This window comes from Achromobacter sp. 1012554356 (assembly GCF_059760815.1).
On record NZ_JCBANC010000025.1, the window covers coordinates 46,456 to 61,061 of the forward strand.

11 protein-coding genes and 1 tRNA gene are annotated in these 14,606 nt (G+C 63.2%); 3 read left to right on the forward strand and 9 right to left on the reverse strand.

What is annotated here, in order from left to right; translation table 11 throughout:
• Positions 1–141 precede the first annotated feature (141 nt).
• The 5 genes from AC6LJW_RS14845 to ribD form a co-directional block, all read right to left on the reverse strand.
• A tRNA-Ser gene (locus AC6LJW_RS14845) sits at positions 142–232 on the reverse strand.
• A 144-nt stretch (positions 233–376) separates the two neighbouring features.
• Entirely contained in the window at positions 377–1,930 is a 1,554-nt protein-coding gene (locus AC6LJW_RS14850; protein ID WP_056564336.1) for a SpoVR family protein, read from the reverse strand.
• A complete protein-coding gene (locus tag AC6LJW_RS14855; protein ID WP_498087661.1) occupies positions 1,927–3,186 on the reverse strand; it encodes a YeaH/YhbH family protein in 1,260 nt (419 codons plus the stop codon). The genes AC6LJW_RS14850 and AC6LJW_RS14855 overlap by 4 nt, the downstream gene beginning before the upstream one ends.
• A gap of 12 nt (positions 3,187–3,198) precedes the next feature.
• Positions 3,199–5,115, reverse strand: coding sequence for a PrkA family serine protein kinase (locus tag AC6LJW_RS14860; protein ID WP_369818967.1), 1,917 nt, complete (start codon positions 5,113–5,115; stop codon positions 3,199–3,201).
• A 742-nt stretch (positions 5,116–5,857) separates the two neighbouring features.
• Complete coding sequence (gene ribD / locus AC6LJW_RS14865; protein WP_498087662.1) at positions 5,858–7,009, reverse strand: bifunctional diaminohydroxyphosphoribosylaminopyrimidine deaminase/5-amino-6-(5-phosphoribosylamino)uracil reductase RibD; 1,152 nt, start codon at positions 7,007–7,009, stop codon at positions 5,858–5,860.
• A gap of 177 nt (positions 7,010–7,186) precedes the next feature.
• On the opposite strand from ribD, the gene AC6LJW_RS14870 reads away from it, so the two are divergent.
• Positions 7,187–7,750: a cysteine hydrolase family protein gene (locus AC6LJW_RS14870; RefSeq protein ID WP_498087663.1), complete on the forward strand. Its 564-nt coding sequence runs from the start codon at positions 7,187–7,189 to the stop codon at positions 7,748–7,750.
• 19 nt (positions 7,751–7,769) lie between these two features.
• A complete protein-coding gene (locus tag AC6LJW_RS14875) occupies positions 7,770–8,720 on the forward strand; it encodes a GlxA family transcriptional regulator (protein WP_498087664.1) in 951 nt (316 codons plus the stop codon).
• Here the strand turns inward: AC6LJW_RS14875 and nrdR are convergent.
• From nrdR to tyrS, 4 genes are all read right to left on the reverse strand, one after another.
• Entirely contained in the window at positions 8,717–9,196 is a 480-nt protein-coding gene (gene nrdR / locus AC6LJW_RS14880; RefSeq protein WP_056564353.1) for a transcriptional regulator NrdR, read from the reverse strand. The genes AC6LJW_RS14875 and nrdR overlap by 4 nt on opposite strands.
• A 221-nt stretch (positions 9,197–9,417) precedes the next feature.
• Entirely contained in the window at positions 9,418–10,668 is a 1,251-nt protein-coding gene (gene glyA, locus AC6LJW_RS14885) for a serine hydroxymethyltransferase (protein ID WP_056564356.1), read from the reverse strand.
• 308 nt (positions 10,669–10,976) lie between these two features.
• On the reverse strand, positions 10,977–11,630 hold the full coding sequence (locus tag AC6LJW_RS14890) for a YbhB/YbcL family Raf kinase inhibitor-like protein (protein ID WP_056564359.1): 654 nt from the start codon (positions 11,628–11,630) through the stop codon (positions 10,977–10,979).
• A gap of 71 nt (positions 11,631–11,701) precedes the next feature.
• Positions 11,702–12,931: a tyrosine--tRNA ligase gene (gene tyrS / locus AC6LJW_RS14895; RefSeq protein WP_056564362.1), complete on the reverse strand. Its 1,230-nt coding sequence runs from the start codon at positions 12,929–12,931 to the stop codon at positions 11,702–11,704.
• A 257-nt stretch (positions 12,932–13,188) separates the two neighbouring features.
• Between tyrS and AC6LJW_RS14900 the strand changes: the two genes are divergently transcribed.
• Complete coding sequence (locus AC6LJW_RS14900; protein ID WP_056564365.1) at positions 13,189–14,598, forward strand: M23 family metallopeptidase; 1,410 nt, start codon at positions 13,189–13,191, stop codon at positions 14,596–14,598.
• Positions 14,599–14,606 lie beyond the last annotated feature (8 nt).

Here is a 14,606-nt window from a genome sequence, read left to right on the forward strand (position 1 = left end):
GCGCAGGAATAAATATAGTCCGCGTCCGAAAGCGGGCAGCGGCCATTGCGTGCTGCATTTTGCGTACTGCGTTGCGTGCTGCATTTTGCGCGGACAAACAAAAAGCCCCTGAATTCTTACGAATTCAGGGGCTTGCATTCTTGGCGGACAGAGGGGGATTCGAACCCCCGATACGCTTTTGACGTATACACGCTTTCCAGGCGTGCGCCTTCAACCGCTCGGCCACCTGTCCTACTGCATTCCAGGGGCCATTCGATATTGCCGAAAGGCGCTGCTGAAAATGCGAATCCGCGATTCTAGCAGAATTCGCGACAGCACAGCAAGCGGGCAAACAAAAAGGGACGCACTACGCGCGTCCCTTCCCCTGCCGGAGCCATTACTTCGACGCTGGCGGGTCCTGCTCCCGGTAGGAGCTGATCGTGCCGTCCGGTTCGGTTTCTTCGAGCCGGACGCGAAATCCCCACAGGCGGGCCAGGTGCTTCATGACCTGTTCGGCATCCTCGCCTGCCAGCGGCCTGCCGCGGCTCTTCAGGTGGCGCAGCACCAGCGAGCGGTCGGTGTCGCGGTTGAAGCGGACGACCTGGATGTCGGGCACCAGGTTGTCGCGGTTGTGCTGCGCGGCGAGCAGGCGCCGGATGTCGCGGTAGCCCTCGTCGTCGTGGATCGCGGCCACTTCCAGCTTGGGGTTGGCCTGGTGGTCCGAGATCGCGAAGAAGCGGAACTCGCGGATCAGGCGCGGGGACAAATACTGCGAGATGTAGGACTCGTCCTTGAAGTTGCGCATGGCGAAGTCCAGCGTCTTCAGCCAGTCGCCACCCGCAATGTCGGGGAACCAGCGGCGGTCTTCCGGCGTGGGCGACTCGCAAATGCGGCGGATGTCCGACATCATCGCAAAGCCCAGCGCGTACGGGTTGATGCCGCCATAGCCGCGCTCGTCAAAGCCGCGCTGGCTGACGACGTTGGTGTGGCTTTGCAGGAATTCCATCATGAAGCCGTCGTTCACCAGGCCCTTTTCATGCAGGCGGTTCAGGATGGTGTAGTGCCAGAACGTGGCCCAGCCTTCGTTCATGACCTTGGTCTGGGTCTGCGGATAAAAATACTGCGCGACCTTGCGGACGATGCGCACCAGCTCCTTTTGCCAGGGGGCCAGCTTGGGCGAGTACTTCTCGATGAAGTACAGCAAGTTTTCCTCGGGCTCGGGCGGAAACACCGACGCCGCGATGCGCGTGTCCTTGTCCGCGTCGATGCGCGGCAGCGTGCGCCACAGGTCGTTGTATTGCAGGCGCGCGTGTTCCTCGCGCTCGGCCTGTCGGGCGGCCTCTTCCTTGAAAGAGGCTGGCGTCGGGCGCTTGTAGCGGTCCACACCGTGATGCGACAGCGCATGGCACGAGTCCAGCAGCGACTCCACGGCGTCGATGCCGTACCGGTCTTCGCACGCCATCACGTACTTGCGCGCGAACACCAGGTAATCCAGCACGCCGTCGGCGTCCGTCCACTGCCGGAAGAGGTAGTTGCCCTTGAAGAAGGAATTGTGTCCGTAGCACGCGTGCGCGATCACCAGCGCCTGCATCGGCATGGAATTCTCTTCCATGAGGTAAGAAATGCACGGGTTGGAATTGATGACGATTTCGTACGCCAGCCCCTGCATGCCGCGGCGGTAGAACTGTTCGTTGCGGATGAATTCCTTGCCGTACGACCAGTGCGGATAGCCAATCGGCAAGCCCGCCGACGCGTACGCGTCCAGCATCTGCTCCGAGGTGATGACCTCGATCTGGTTGGGATACGTGTCCAGGCCATATTCGCGCGCGATCTGCGAGATCGCATCGTCATAGGTCTGGATCAGTTCGAACGTCCATTCGGAACCCTGCGAGATCGGCCGGACGCCGCCGTCCGATCCCGGCTCCACGAGCGCACCCATGTTGGCGTTCATGCGGTCTCCTTCTTGAACAGGTCGTGGAACACGGGGAAGATCTCCCCGCGGTCGCAGATGCGCCGCATGACGAAGTGCGGTTCCAGTTTCTGTTCATACTCGGCCCACAGACTGCTCTTGCGGGCCTCCTGCGAGTCGGGGATTTCGATGTAGGCAAAGTAGCGCGACGAAGGCAGCAGATGTTCGGCCAGGAAGCGCGCGCTCTTGCCCGCATCGGCGCCAAACGAGTCGCCGTCGCTGGCCTGCGCCGCGTAGACGTTCCACGCGGACGGCGGATAGCGCTTTTCCAGGATCTCGCGCATCAGCTCCAGCGCAGACAGCACGATCGTGCCGCCGCTTTTGGGGTCGTAGAAGAAGGTGTGTTCGTCCACTTCCTCGGCGTTGTCGGTGTGGCGGATGAACACCAGATCGACATGCTCGTACTTGCGCGACAGGAAGAGGTAAAGCAGCGTGAAGAAGCGCTTGGCGAGATCCTTCTTGCCCTCGTCCATGGAGCCCGACACATCCATCAGGCAGAACATGACAGCGCGCGCCATGGGGATGGCGACCGACACGCGGTTGCGATAGCGCAGGTCCAGGTCGTCCAGGAAGGGCACGCGAGCCAGACGCTCACGGCAATCCTCGACCTCCTGTTCCAGCTCGCGGATTCGCGCTTCTGCCGCGCCGGCAGCCTTCGCCTCTTTCAGCGCGTCCTCGGCATCTTGCAGGTCGGCGCGCGCCTTCACGCCCAACGACACGCGCCGCGCCAGCGACGACTTCAGCGTGCGGCTGATGCTCAGCGTGCTGGGCGAGCCGGTGGTGGTGTAGCCGGCGCGTTGCCATTTCTTCTGGCTGACTTCGCCGAGCTGGTTGCGCGCCAGGTGCGGCAGTTCCAGATCCTCGAAAAAGAGATTCAGGAATTCGGCGCGCGAGAGGCTGAAGGTGAACTGGTCCACCGATTCGCCTTCTCCCGGTTCGGAGCCACCCTCGCCCTGCCCGCCTTGCGGCCGGTCGAAGGTGTCGCCCTTGGCGAATTCGCGGTTGCCCGGATGCACCATTTCGCGGTCGCCGCCCGCGCCGTGCCGGAACGTCGGCTCGGAAATATCGCGGGCGGGCAGGTTGATCTCGCCGCCTTGATCCATGTCCTGGATCGAGCGGTCACGGATCATCCCGTGTACCGCCTTGCGGATCTGATCCTTGTAACGCCGCAGAAAGCGCTCCCGGTTAACGGCGCTCTTGTTGCGCCCGTTAAGACGGCGATCGATCAGTGAATTCATGATTCACCTCGCTCAGGAAGACTTCCTCACACGGAGATACCACTCGCACAGCAGCCTGACCTGCTTTTCCGTGTAGCCCTTCTCCACCATCCGGTCGACGAAGCTCTGGTGTTTCGACTTGTCCTCGGCCGAGGCCTTGGCGTTGAACGAAATCACCGGCAGCAGGTCTTCCGTGTTCGAGAACATCTTCTTCTCGATCACTTCGCGCAGCTTTTCATAGCTGGTCCAGTTCGGATTGCGGCCGCTGTTGTTGGCGCGCGCCCGCAGCACGAAGTTCACGATCTCGTTGCGGAAGTCCTTCGGATTGGCGATGCCAGCCGGCTTCTCGATCTTTTCCAGTTCATCGTTAAGCGCGCTGCGGTCGAAGCTTTCGCCGGTTTCAGGGTCGCGGAACTCCTCGTCCTGGATCCAGCAGTCGGCAAACGTCACGTAGCGGTCGAAGATGTTCTGGCCGTATTCGGAGTAGGACTCGAGATAAGCGGTCTGGATCTCCTTGCCGATGAACTCCGCGTAACGCGGCGCGAGGAAGCCCTTGATGAACTCCAGATAGCGCCGGCGGATCTCGTCGGGATAGTCTTCGCGGCCGATGCGCTGCTCCAGCACGTACATCAGGTGCACCGGATTCGCAGCCACTTCGGTCTGGTCGTAGTTGAAGACGCTGGACAGGATCTTGTACGCAAACCGCGTCGACACCCCGGTCATGCCTTCATCGGTGCCCGCGTAGTCCTTGTACTCCTGCAGCGCCTTCGCCTTGGGATCGACGTCCTTCAGGCTTTCGCCATCGTAGACCCGCAGCTTGGAATAGATGCTGGAATTCTCGGGTTCCTTCAGGCGCGTCAACACCGAGAACTGCGCCATCATGTCCAGCGTTCCGGGCGCGCATGGCGCTTCGGACAGCGAGCTGTGATGCAGCAGCTTCTCGTAGATGCGGACTTCTTCGGACACCTGCAGGCAGTAAGGCACCTTGACGATATAGATACGGTCAAGGAACGCTTCGTTGTGCTTGTTGTTGCGGAAGGTCTGCCATTCCGATTCGTTCGAGTGGGCCAGGATCGTGCCGTTGAACGGGATGGCCGAGAAGCCTTCCGTGCCCTTGAAGTTGCCTTCCTGGGTGGCCGTCAACAGCGGATGCAGCATCTTGATCGGCGCCTTGAACATTTCCACGAACTCGAGCAGCCCCTGGTTCGCCAGGCACAGACCACCGGAATAGCTGTACGCGTCCGGGTCATCCTGTGAATGGCGGTCGAGCTTGCGGATGTCGACCTTACCCACCAGCGACGAAATGTCCTGGTTGTTTTCGTCGCCCGGTTCGGTCTTGGCGATGGCGATCTGGCGCAGCACCGACGGATTCAGGCGCACGACACGGAACTTCGAGATGTCGCCATCGAATTCCTTCAAGCGCTTGACTGCCCACGGCGACATGATGCCGGTCAGGTAGCGCTTCGGGATGCCGTATTCCTTTTCGAGCATGTCGCCGAATCGTTCGGGATGAAACAGCCCGAGCGGCGATTCGTTTACCGGCGATCCCTTCAACGCGTAGATGGGAAAACTTTCCATCAGCGCCTTGAGCCGTTCGGCGATGGACGACTTGCCGCCGCCCACCGGTCCCAGCAGATAGAGAATTTGCTTGCGCTCTTCCAGTCCCTGGGCGGCGTGCTTGAAGAACGCGACGATCTGGCCGATCACGTCCTCCATGCCGTAGAACTCCTGGAACGCGGGATAGCGCCGGATGGTTCGGTTGGAAAACAAACGGGAAAGACGTGGGTCGTTGCGCGTGTCCACGATTTCAGGGTCGCCGATCGCGGCCAGCATGCGCTCAGCGGGGCTGGCGTAGGCCATGGGATCACGCTTGGCGAGGCTCAGATACTCCTCGAGCGAGAGCTCTGATTCCTGCTCTCTTGCATACTGCGACTTGAAGCCTTCGACGATGTTTTGCACGGAAACCTCCTACATACAACACGCGAAAAATTCAATACGTCCCTACATGCCCATTGTGCCTCAGCGTTTGCGCATTACTAAACAACTTCGCGGCTTGCGCTTCTGGCACGTCGTTATGTTGCTTTCGCCACACATCAACCATAAGCAGTATCGGACCCTTTCTGATTAGGCTGCCCCCCAGGAATACTAGTTCCGTCAGGGATTGCAACCAACGTGAGCAAGTTCGCTCGTCGTTTCGAGCATAGACCCGCATATTGCGTGCCTGACGCAACCGCACATGAAATGGTCGGCAACGAAACGACGGAATGAGCGATATCCAATGGATTCTTATGGGCCCGGGATAAACCCGGAGCGTTCGCCATGCGATCGCAGCGAACGGGCTGAACGGCGCTAGGCGGCTTCGTTCAGTGGCGTACCGGTCGGTGTTGAACTGCGCCGATTCGCGGCACGGGAATCCGTGGTGACGAGGGCGCGCGGCGGCTGTGCGGGTGGTCCGTGAGCGCGTAGCGCCAAGTCATGCGCTTATGCTAAGCCCGTGACTCTTTTGTGGCAATTCATTTTGCGCGAATCTCCAACCGCGTAATCACGCGAAACGCCTTCGTGCACGAAGCCGCGCACGTCCATCGCGCATGCCGATCCGCCCGCATAGACAGCGTGCGTCGAGAAGACGCAAGCTGCGCGCGGCTTTCAAAGGATTGGCAGCCGCACGCGCGGAGTGCTAACAGCACATTCGTTACGACAGCGCAGGTAGCGCCACGCTTTCCATCAACTGGCGCCACGTGCCGGCCACGCGCGCGCGCACGCACAGATCGGGGCCCACGCGCGCAGTATCGGTAAATTCGTAGCGCCGCGCCGCGTCCAGATGCTCGAGCATCGGCAAGCGCACCATGCCCGCCGCGTCGCCAAGCAGCACCGGCGCCAGATACAACAGCAGTTCATCGACGCAGCCGGCGGACACGAGCGCGCCGCTCAGCCCCGCGCCCGCTTCGACGTGCACCTCGTTGAACTGCTGCTCGGCCATCCAGCGCATCATCGCGGGCAGATCGACGCGGCCGGACTCCGTGCCCGGCAAGCACACCACGCGGGCATTTAGGTCCGCCAGGCGTGCCGCCTTCGCGGCATCTTCGCGTGCGGTGAACACGATGACTTCCGCACCATCGAAAAGCCGCGCGGTCTCGGGGATCTCGAAACGGCCATCCACGACGGCCTTGCGCGGCTGGCGCGGCGTATCGACGTCGCGCACGTTCAGCTGCGGATCGTCCTTGAGCACGGTGCCCATGCCGGTCAGAACGACGCAGCTGCGCGCCCGCCAGCGGTGTCCGTCGGCCCGCGCTTCCGGTCCGGTGATCCATTGCGACATGCCGTTATGCAGCGCACTGCGGCCGTCGAGCGACGCCGCCATCTTCATCCACACCCACGGCAGACCGCGGCTCATGCGCGAGATGAATCCGGCGTTCACCGCCAGCGCCTCTTCGCGGCAGACGCCGGTCGTCACCGCGATGCCCGCTTCGCGCAGCCGCGCCAGCCCCTGGCCGTTGACGAGCGGATTCGGATCACCCATGGCCACCACCACGCGCGCCGGCCGCGCCGCCAGCACCGCGTCCACGCACGGCGGCGTGCGGCCGAAGTGGCTGCAGGGCTCCAGCGTGACGTACAGCGTCGAGCCGGCGACCGACTCGCCGCGCGACTGCGCGTCGCGCAGCGCGCAGATCTCGGCGTGCGGACCGCCCGGCGGCTGGGTCGCGCCTTCGCCCAGCACGCGGCCGTCACGCACGATCACGCAGCCTACCCGGGGGTTGGGTGCGGTGGTGAACATGACGGTGTTCGCCAGCGACAGCGCGCGTCGCATCCAGAAGAGATCGTCAGAATCGGGGGAAATGTCCATGCCGAGGATTGTATGTCCGCCGCGCACCGTTCTGCCGCCCCGTGCGGGAGCAGGCCCGGCGCTGCCCGGAGATGTCCGTTTTGGGCCGCCCGACGTCTTGGAAGGCGCTCGCGCGCAGACCGGAACGGGAGTAAAAATGGCGTCACCCCCTCGAATTCACGGCCAGGAGCCCCGGAAATGAAACAGGCACTTATCGTCATCGACGTCCAAGAATCCTTCCGCCAACGTCCGTTTTGGGACGAATCGGAGTACCCGGCGTTCCTTTCGCAGATCCAGCCGCTGATCGATGCCGCCGCCGCGCAGGATATCCCCGTCCTGCAGGTATTCCACACCAGCCCCTCCGACGACCCCGCCAATCCATTTTCGGTCGCCTCCGGCCACGTCAAGACGCTCAAGGAATTGCGGATTTCGCCCACGGCGGTGTTCCACAAGACGGTGCATTCCTCGCTGTACGCCAAGGACGAGAACGGCGCCTCGCTGCACGATTGGCTGCTCAAGCATGGCGTGGAAGGCATCATCGTGGCCGGCATCCGTACGGAACAATGCTGCGAAACCACGTCACGCCACGCCAGCGACGCCGGCTTCAAGGTGGTGTTTCCCACTGACGCGACGCTGACCTTCGCCATGCAAAGCCCGTCCGGCAGGACCTACACGCCCGCCGAGATCCGCGACCGGACCGAGCTGGTCCTGCAGGGCCGCTTTGCCCGCATCGTGCGCGCGGCCGACGCGCTGGCGGCGTAGGGTCCGGCGGGAGGCGCAGATGATCCCGGTGTATTTCGTGGTGCCGCGGGGCATTGTGCTGCTGGACCTCGCGGGTCCGGCGGAAGCCTTCCGCGTGGCCAACAAGCTGTGCCCGGACACGTTCGCGCAGCATTTCTGCGGACCTTCCCGCGACGTCGAAAGCGGCATCCCCGGCCTGCACCTGACGCATGTGCAACCGCTGCCGGCTGCCGTGCCCCGCAATGCCCTGGTCATCATCTCGGGCGTGGTGGGCAAGCACACGCGCCTAGACGACGACGATGCCCGCGCCATCGTCGACTGGCTGGCCATCCGGCACCCGGCTGACGGCTTCACCTTGATGACGGTCTGCGCGGGCGCGCTGTTCGCGGCGGCGGCCGGGTTGACGCGGCAGCGCGAATGCACGACGCATCACACCTGTTTGGAACAGCTAGCGGCCCTGGATCCCACCGCCCGCGTGCTGGACAACCGCATTTTCGTCGAGGATGGCAATCTGGTCAGCAGCGCGGGCATCACGGCCGGGATCGATCTGGCGCTGCACATGGTGTCGCGCCATTGCGGCCCCCGCGCGGCCAGCGAGGCGGCGCGCGACATGGTCGTTTACCAACGCCGCGCCGGCTCGGATTCGGCGTTGTCGCCCTGGCTGGACCATCGCAGCCACATGCACCCGGGCGTGCACCGGGTCCAGGACGCCGTCATCAGCGATCCGGCCGCGCCCTGGTCGGCCCAGTCGCTGGCGGATCAGGCGCACACCAGCGCCCGGCACCTGACGCGCCTCTTTCGTGAACACGCAGGCTGCACGCCGATGGACTATCTGTACCAAATTCGTGTGGCGCTGGCGCGCGACCTGCTGCGCGACACCCGGCTGGACCTGGAACGCGTGGCGGAAAAGTCCGGGTTCGGGTCGGCGCAACACATGCGCCGCGTATGGCGCAAGTTCCAGCCCCTGACGCCAAGTCTGATGCGGCGCTAGTCCTTGCGCAACTTGCCCGGCAGCAGCGGCCCCTGCATTTCGCGGATGGCCTCGACGAATTCGCCGATGTCCTCGAAGCTCTTGTACACCGAGGCAAAGCGCACGTAGGCCACCTTGTCGAGCTTGCGCAGTTCGGTCATGACGAGTTCGCCGATGTGTTCGGAGGGCACTTCGCGCTGGCCGCTGGCAAGCAGTTGCTCCTCGATGCGCGCCACGGCCGCGTCCACGTCTTCCGTGCTGACGGGGCGCTTGCGCAGGGCCAGGCTGAGGCTGGCGCGCAATTTGACCGGATCATATTCGCTGCGGCTACCATTGCGCTTGACGATCGAAGGCATGGCGAGCTCCACCCGTTCATAGGTGGTGAACCGCTTGTCACAGGAGAGGCAGCGGCGGCGACGGCGAATGGCGTCGCCCTCTTCGGAGACCCGGCTGTCGACGACCTGCGTTTCGGCATTGCCGCAAAATGGACACCGCATGTGTGATCCCTAAAGGCGCTGAAGGCAATAATTGAGCATATTGTAACGATGGCTTGATGCAAAGCATCATTAGGGACGAATCCGGCGCCGGCGCCGGATCGCCCCATCGTGCGGCAGGATGCCCCCTGCCCGCCCACAAAGACCAAGGGACGGCGCCTTGCGGCGACGTCCCTTGGTCTGATGCTGCCCGGTAGCGGCAAGGCCGCGCCCGGACACCTGCTTTACTTCTTGCCGTACACCGGCAGGCGCGAGGTCAGTTCATTGACCTTGGCGCGCACGGCGGCGATGTTCGCTTCGTCGCGCGGGTTGTCCAGCACGTCGGCGATCAGGTTGGCGGTCAGCTCGGCGTCGGCTTCAGTGAAGCCGCGGGTGGTCATGGCTGGCGTACCCAGGCGAATGCCGCTGGTCACGAAGGGCTTTTCCGGGTCGTTCGGGATGGCGTTCTTGTTGACCGTGATGTGGGCCTGGCCCAGCACCGCTTCGGCTTCCTTGCCCGTGATGCCCTTGGAACGCAGGTCCACCAGCATGACGTGGCTTTCGGTGCGGCCCGAGACGATGCGCAGGCCACGCTTGACCAGCGTGTCGGCCAGGACCTTGGCATTCTTGACCACTTGCTGCGCGTAGTCCTTGAACCCGGGTTCCAGCGCTTCCTTGAAGGCCACGGCCTTGCCAGCGATGACGTGCATCAGCGGACCGCCCTGAATGCCGGGGAAGATCGCCGAATTGATGATCTTCTCGTGCTCGGCCTTCATCATGATGACGCCGCCGCGCGGGCCGCGCAGCGACTTGTGCGTAGTCGAGGTGACGAAGTCGGCGTGCGGAACCGGGTTGGGGTAGGCGCCGCCGGCAACCAGACCCGCGTAGTGGGCGATGTCGACCATGAACAGCGCGCCGTTTTCACGGGCGATGCGGGCCATGCGTTCGAAGTCGATATGCAGGGCGTAGGCCGAAGCGCCAGCCACGATCAGCTTGGGCTTGTGCTCCTTGGCCAGCTGCTCGACCTGCTCGTAGTTCAGGACCTCGTTTTCGTCCAGGCCGTACGAGATGAAGTTGTACAGTTTGCCCGAGGCGTTGACCGACGCGCCGTGCGTCAGGTGGCCGCCTTCGGCCAGGCTCATACCCAGCACGGTGTCGCCCGGCTTGAGCACAGCCATGTACACGCCCTGGTTCGCCTGCGAGCCGGAATTGGGCTGCACGTTGGCGGCTTCGGCGCCGAAGATCTGCTTCAGGCGGTCGATGGCCAGTTGCTCGACCACGTCCACATACTCGCAACCACCGTAGTAGCGCTTGCCCGGGTAGCCTTCGGCGTACTTGTTCGTGAGCTGCGTGCCTTGCGCTTCCATGACGGCCGGGCTGGCGTAGTTCTCCGAAGCAATCAGCTCGATGTGCTGCTCTTGGCGCTGGTCTTCCTTCTGGATGGCGGCCCAAACGTCCGGGTCAGCCTTGGACAAGGTGAGGTTGCGGTCAAACATGACGGGGGTTTCCTGAGGCGGTAAAGGGGAAGAAAACGAGAGAAGAAAACAAGAGAAGAAATCGGCCGACGAGAAAACGGCGGCGGGTGGGTAAACCCGCAGAATGCTGAGTAGTTTACCCCGTCACGCGGGATCATTTGCGCTCAAAACGGATAGAACCGGGCCAAATTCCGGCGCACGGGCGCGAAAACCACGGCATCGCCTCGGGCCCGGAAACGCCCCTCATGACGACTTGAGAAAGATTCATGTAACGGCGATGGGCAATAAAAAGGGCCGCCCTTGGCGGCCCTGCGTACATGGCGGCGCAATCAGGCCGACGTGGCCCCGATTTGCTTGGGCGCCAATTCCGGATTGAGCGTATAGGTGCCGGTCAGCGACGCCTGCGCCAGCACGTGCTTCTGAATGGCCCGCAGCGCGTCTTCGCCGTTGAACGAACCTTGCAGGTTCAGGCTGGGCACATCCAGCGCGTACAGCGTGAAGATGTAGCGATGGACCAGGGCATCGTTCCAGGGCGGGCACGGGCCGTCGTAGCCGAAATACTCGCCGCTCATGTCGTGGTCATTGGCGAACCACGACGAATAGGAATTGATGCCTTGCCGAGCGTCCATGGGCGCCAGCGGGCCGCCCTTGCCGCGTGGCGTGATGCCGTTGGAAAACGCGCCTTCGTCGATCTCGCGCAGGTCGGCCGGCAGATCGACCAGCACCCAATGGAAGAAATCCACGCGAGCCAGGTCGGCGGGCACTTCGCGGCCTTCCTGGTTGACGTCGTCAGGACGCGAGGGCACATCGGGATCATGGCAGATCAGTGCAAACGACTGCGTGCCCGCCGGGACGTCGTCCCAGGAAAACTGCGGGTTGAAGTTATCTGCCAGCGCGACGTGCGATTGCGCATCGATCTTGCCGAAAGCGTAGCGTTCGGGAATCGACTCGTGATCGGAAAAAGACAAACTCGAAAGTTCCATGTCGTGCTCCTTTAAATGCCGCAGAGGCGCCAAGCGCCCGTGTGATCCCTGAGCGTATCAAAACTTCGCAGTTACGGCTTCAAGTTAACACGTGCAAACTTGCGCTTGCCCACCTGAACGACGTAAGTCCCAGCCGGCAATTGCAACGATTTGTCTTCCACACGATCACCGTTGACGCGCACGCCGCCCTGCTCGACATTGCGCTGCGCTTCCGAGCCGGAGGCGACCAGTCCGGCCTCGCGCAGCAGCTTCAGGATGCCCACCGGCGCGCCGCCGATGTTGACTTCAGGCATGTCTTCAGGAATGGCGCCATCGCGGAAACGCGCCTCAAATGACGCCAGCGCATCGTCTGCCGCCTTGGCGGAATGGAAGCGCGCGATGATTTCCTGGGCCAGCATGACCTTCGCGTCGCGCGGGTTGCGGCCGCCGTCGATCTCCTGCTTGAGCGCCGCGATATCCTCCAGCGAGCGGAAGGACAGCAGCTCGAAGTAGCGCCACATCAGCGTATCGGAGATCGACATGAGCTTGCCGAACATGGAATCGGGCGACTCCGAAATGCCGATGTAGTTGCCCTTGGACTTGGACATCTTCTCTACGCCGTCCGTCCCGACCAGCAGCGGCATCGTCAGGATGCACTGCGGCTCCTGTCCATACTCTTTTTGCAGTTCGCGCCCGACCAGCAGGTTGAACTTCTGATCGGTGCCCCCCAGCTCCAGATCGGACTTCAGCGCGACCGAGTCGTAACCCTGCATCAGCGGATACAGGAATTCATGCACCGAGATCGGGATGCCGCCCTTGAAGCGCTTGGTGAAGTCTTCGCGTTCCATCATGCGGGCCACCGTATAGCGCGATGCCAACTGGATCATGCCGCGCGCGCCCAAGGGATCGCACCACTCGGAGTTGTAGCGGATCTCGGTGCGGGCCGGATCCAGCACCAGGCTGGCCTGGGCGTAATAGGTCTTGGCGTTGGCCTCGATCTGCTCGCGCGTGAGCGGCGGGCGCGTGCTGTTGCGGCCGCTGGGATCGCCGATGGTGGAGGTGAAGTCGCCAATCAGGAAGATGACGTTGTGTCCCAGGTCCTGGAGCTGGCGCATCTTGTTCAGCACCACCGTGTGGCCCAGGTGAATGTCCGGCGCGGTCGGATCCAGGCCGAGCTTGATGCGCAGCGGCACGCCGGTGGCGCGGCTCTTGGCCAGCTTGCGGGCGAATTCGGCTTCGACCAGCAGTTCATCGCAGCCGCGCTTGGCTATACGCAGATCCGCTTCGACTTCGGGAGTAATGGGGGCTTCGGTGGGTGACATGACAGGGGGGCCAATGCGGCTTCAGCCGACAAAAAGGTGTAAAAAGTGACGAAAACTATCGTAAATTCTAGCCGAATCGGCTAGGATACCGGCCTAATCATACGCAACTGCCATATGTACGCAGGTGCGTTCGCTCTACCATCCCTTGTTCACAAGATGCGCCCTCGCGCCAGCCCTTGCCCCGGAAACGTGGCGCGCGAGGGCCGTACGTGTACCGCACCCTGCGAGTTCAAGCCACCTGAGAGGGTATTTTCACGATGAATCGTGGCCTCCACGAACTGGCGAGTGGCATCAAGCGCAAAGTCGCTGCCGTATTTGCGCCCGTTGAGCCCAAGCCGCATCGCTCGGGACTTCTCCGCCGCACGCTTCTCGTCACCGCAATTGGTCTGTTCGCAGGCGCCGCCGCTCTCGGCATGGTGCAGCAACCCGACCGCACCGAACTCCCCCCCTCGCGCGTCATCCAGAGCATTTTGCCGCTGACCGCCGAGCAAGTCGAAGTCAGCACGCCCAGCGCCGCCCCCTACATCAGCGAAACCCGGATCCGTCCGGGCGACACGTTGTCGGCAGTGCTGCAGCGCCTGGAACTCGACGCGCCCAACCTGCAATCCTTCCTGACGCACGACGCCAGCGCCCGCAGCATCTACAAGCTGTATCCCGGCCGCTCGGTGCAAGCCGCCACGGACGAACAGGGCAACCTGGTCTGGCTGCGCTACATCCACACGCCCGGCAATGAAACCGACGGGCAGGTCGTGACGCGCATGCTGCACGTGGCCCCGACCGGCGACAGCTACAAGGCCGAGGAAGTCACCGAAAGCACCGAGCGCCAGACCCGCGTTGCCGTCGGCACCATCAAGTCCTCGCTCTTCGGCGCCACGGACTCCGCTGGCATCCCGGACTCGGTCACCATGCAGATGGCCGACATCCTCAGCGCCAAGATCGACTTCCTGCGCGACCTGCGCCAGGGCGATCAATTCCGCGTGGTCTACGAAGTGCGTTCGCACGACGGCCGCTACGCCGGCGCTGGCCGCGTGCTGGCCCTGGAGTTCATCAACGGCGGCAAGACCTACAACGCCGTCTGGTTCAGCCCCGACGAAAAGTCCGGCTCCTACTACGACTTCGACGGCACCAGCCTGCGCGGCGCGTTCCTGCGCACCGCCCTGAAGTTCAGCCGCATCAGCTCGACCTTCGGCATGCGCATGCACCCCATCCACAAGACCTGGACGGGCCACAAGGGCGTCGACTACGCCGCACCGTCGGGCACGCCGATCCACTCCACCGCGGACGGCACGGTCGAATTCTCGGGCTGGCAGAATGGCTACGGCAACGTCGTCATCGTCAAGCACCACGGCAAGTATTCGACGCTGTACGCGCACCAGAGCCGCATCGCCGAAGGCGTCACCAAGGGCTCCAAGGTGTCGCAAGGCCAACTGCTGGGCTATGTCGGTTCCACCGGCTGGGCCACCGGTCCGCACCTGCACTACGAGTTCCGCGTCGACAACCAGCCCATCGACCCGCTGTCGGTGGACCTGCCCGTGGCCCGCGCCCTCGAACCCGCGGAAGTCCGCGCGTTCAACCAGGCGGTCGACCCCTACAAGCAGCAGATCCAGTTGCTGACGCAGTTCCAGCAGACGCTGCCCGACGCGCTGACCAACGTGGCCAGCCGATAAGGCGGGTC

Excerpts from the sequence above, each read along its gene's own strand:
- AC6LJW_RS14850 (WP_056564336.1), bottom strand. The coding sequence starts at position 1,930 with ATGAACGCCAACATGGGTGCGCTCGTGGAGCCGGGATCGGACGGCGGC.
- AC6LJW_RS14875 (WP_498087664.1), top strand. The coding sequence starts at position 7,770 with ATGATCCCGGTGTATTTCGTGGTGCCGCGGGGCATTGTGCTGCTGGAC.
- AC6LJW_RS14900 (WP_056564365.1), top strand. The coding sequence starts at position 13,189 with ATGAATCGTGGCCTCCACGAACTGGCGAGTGGCATCAAGCGCAAAGTC.
- AC6LJW_RS14890 (WP_056564359.1), bottom strand. The coding sequence starts at position 11,630 with ATGGAACTTTCGAGTTTGTCTTTTTCCGATCACGAGTCGATTCCCGAA.
- ribD (WP_498087662.1), bottom strand. The coding sequence starts at position 7,009 with ATGGACATTTCCCCCGATTCTGACGATCTCTTCTGGATGCGACGCGCG.
- tyrS (WP_056564362.1), bottom strand. The coding sequence starts at position 12,931 with ATGTCACCCACCGAAGCCCCCATTACTCCCGAAGTCGAAGCGGATCTG.
- AC6LJW_RS14870 (WP_498087663.1), top strand. The coding sequence starts at position 7,187 with ATGAAACAGGCACTTATCGTCATCGACGTCCAAGAATCCTTCCGCCAA.
- nrdR (WP_056564353.1), bottom strand. The coding sequence starts at position 9,196 with ATGCGGTGTCCATTTTGCGGCAATGCCGAAACGCAGGTCGTCGACAGC.
- AC6LJW_RS14855 (WP_498087661.1), bottom strand. The coding sequence starts at position 3,186 with ATGAATTCACTGATCGATCGCCGTCTTAACGGGCGCAACAAGAGCGCC.
- glyA (WP_056564356.1), bottom strand. The coding sequence starts at position 10,668 with ATGTTTGACCGCAACCTCACCTTGTCCAAGGCTGACCCGGACGTTTGG.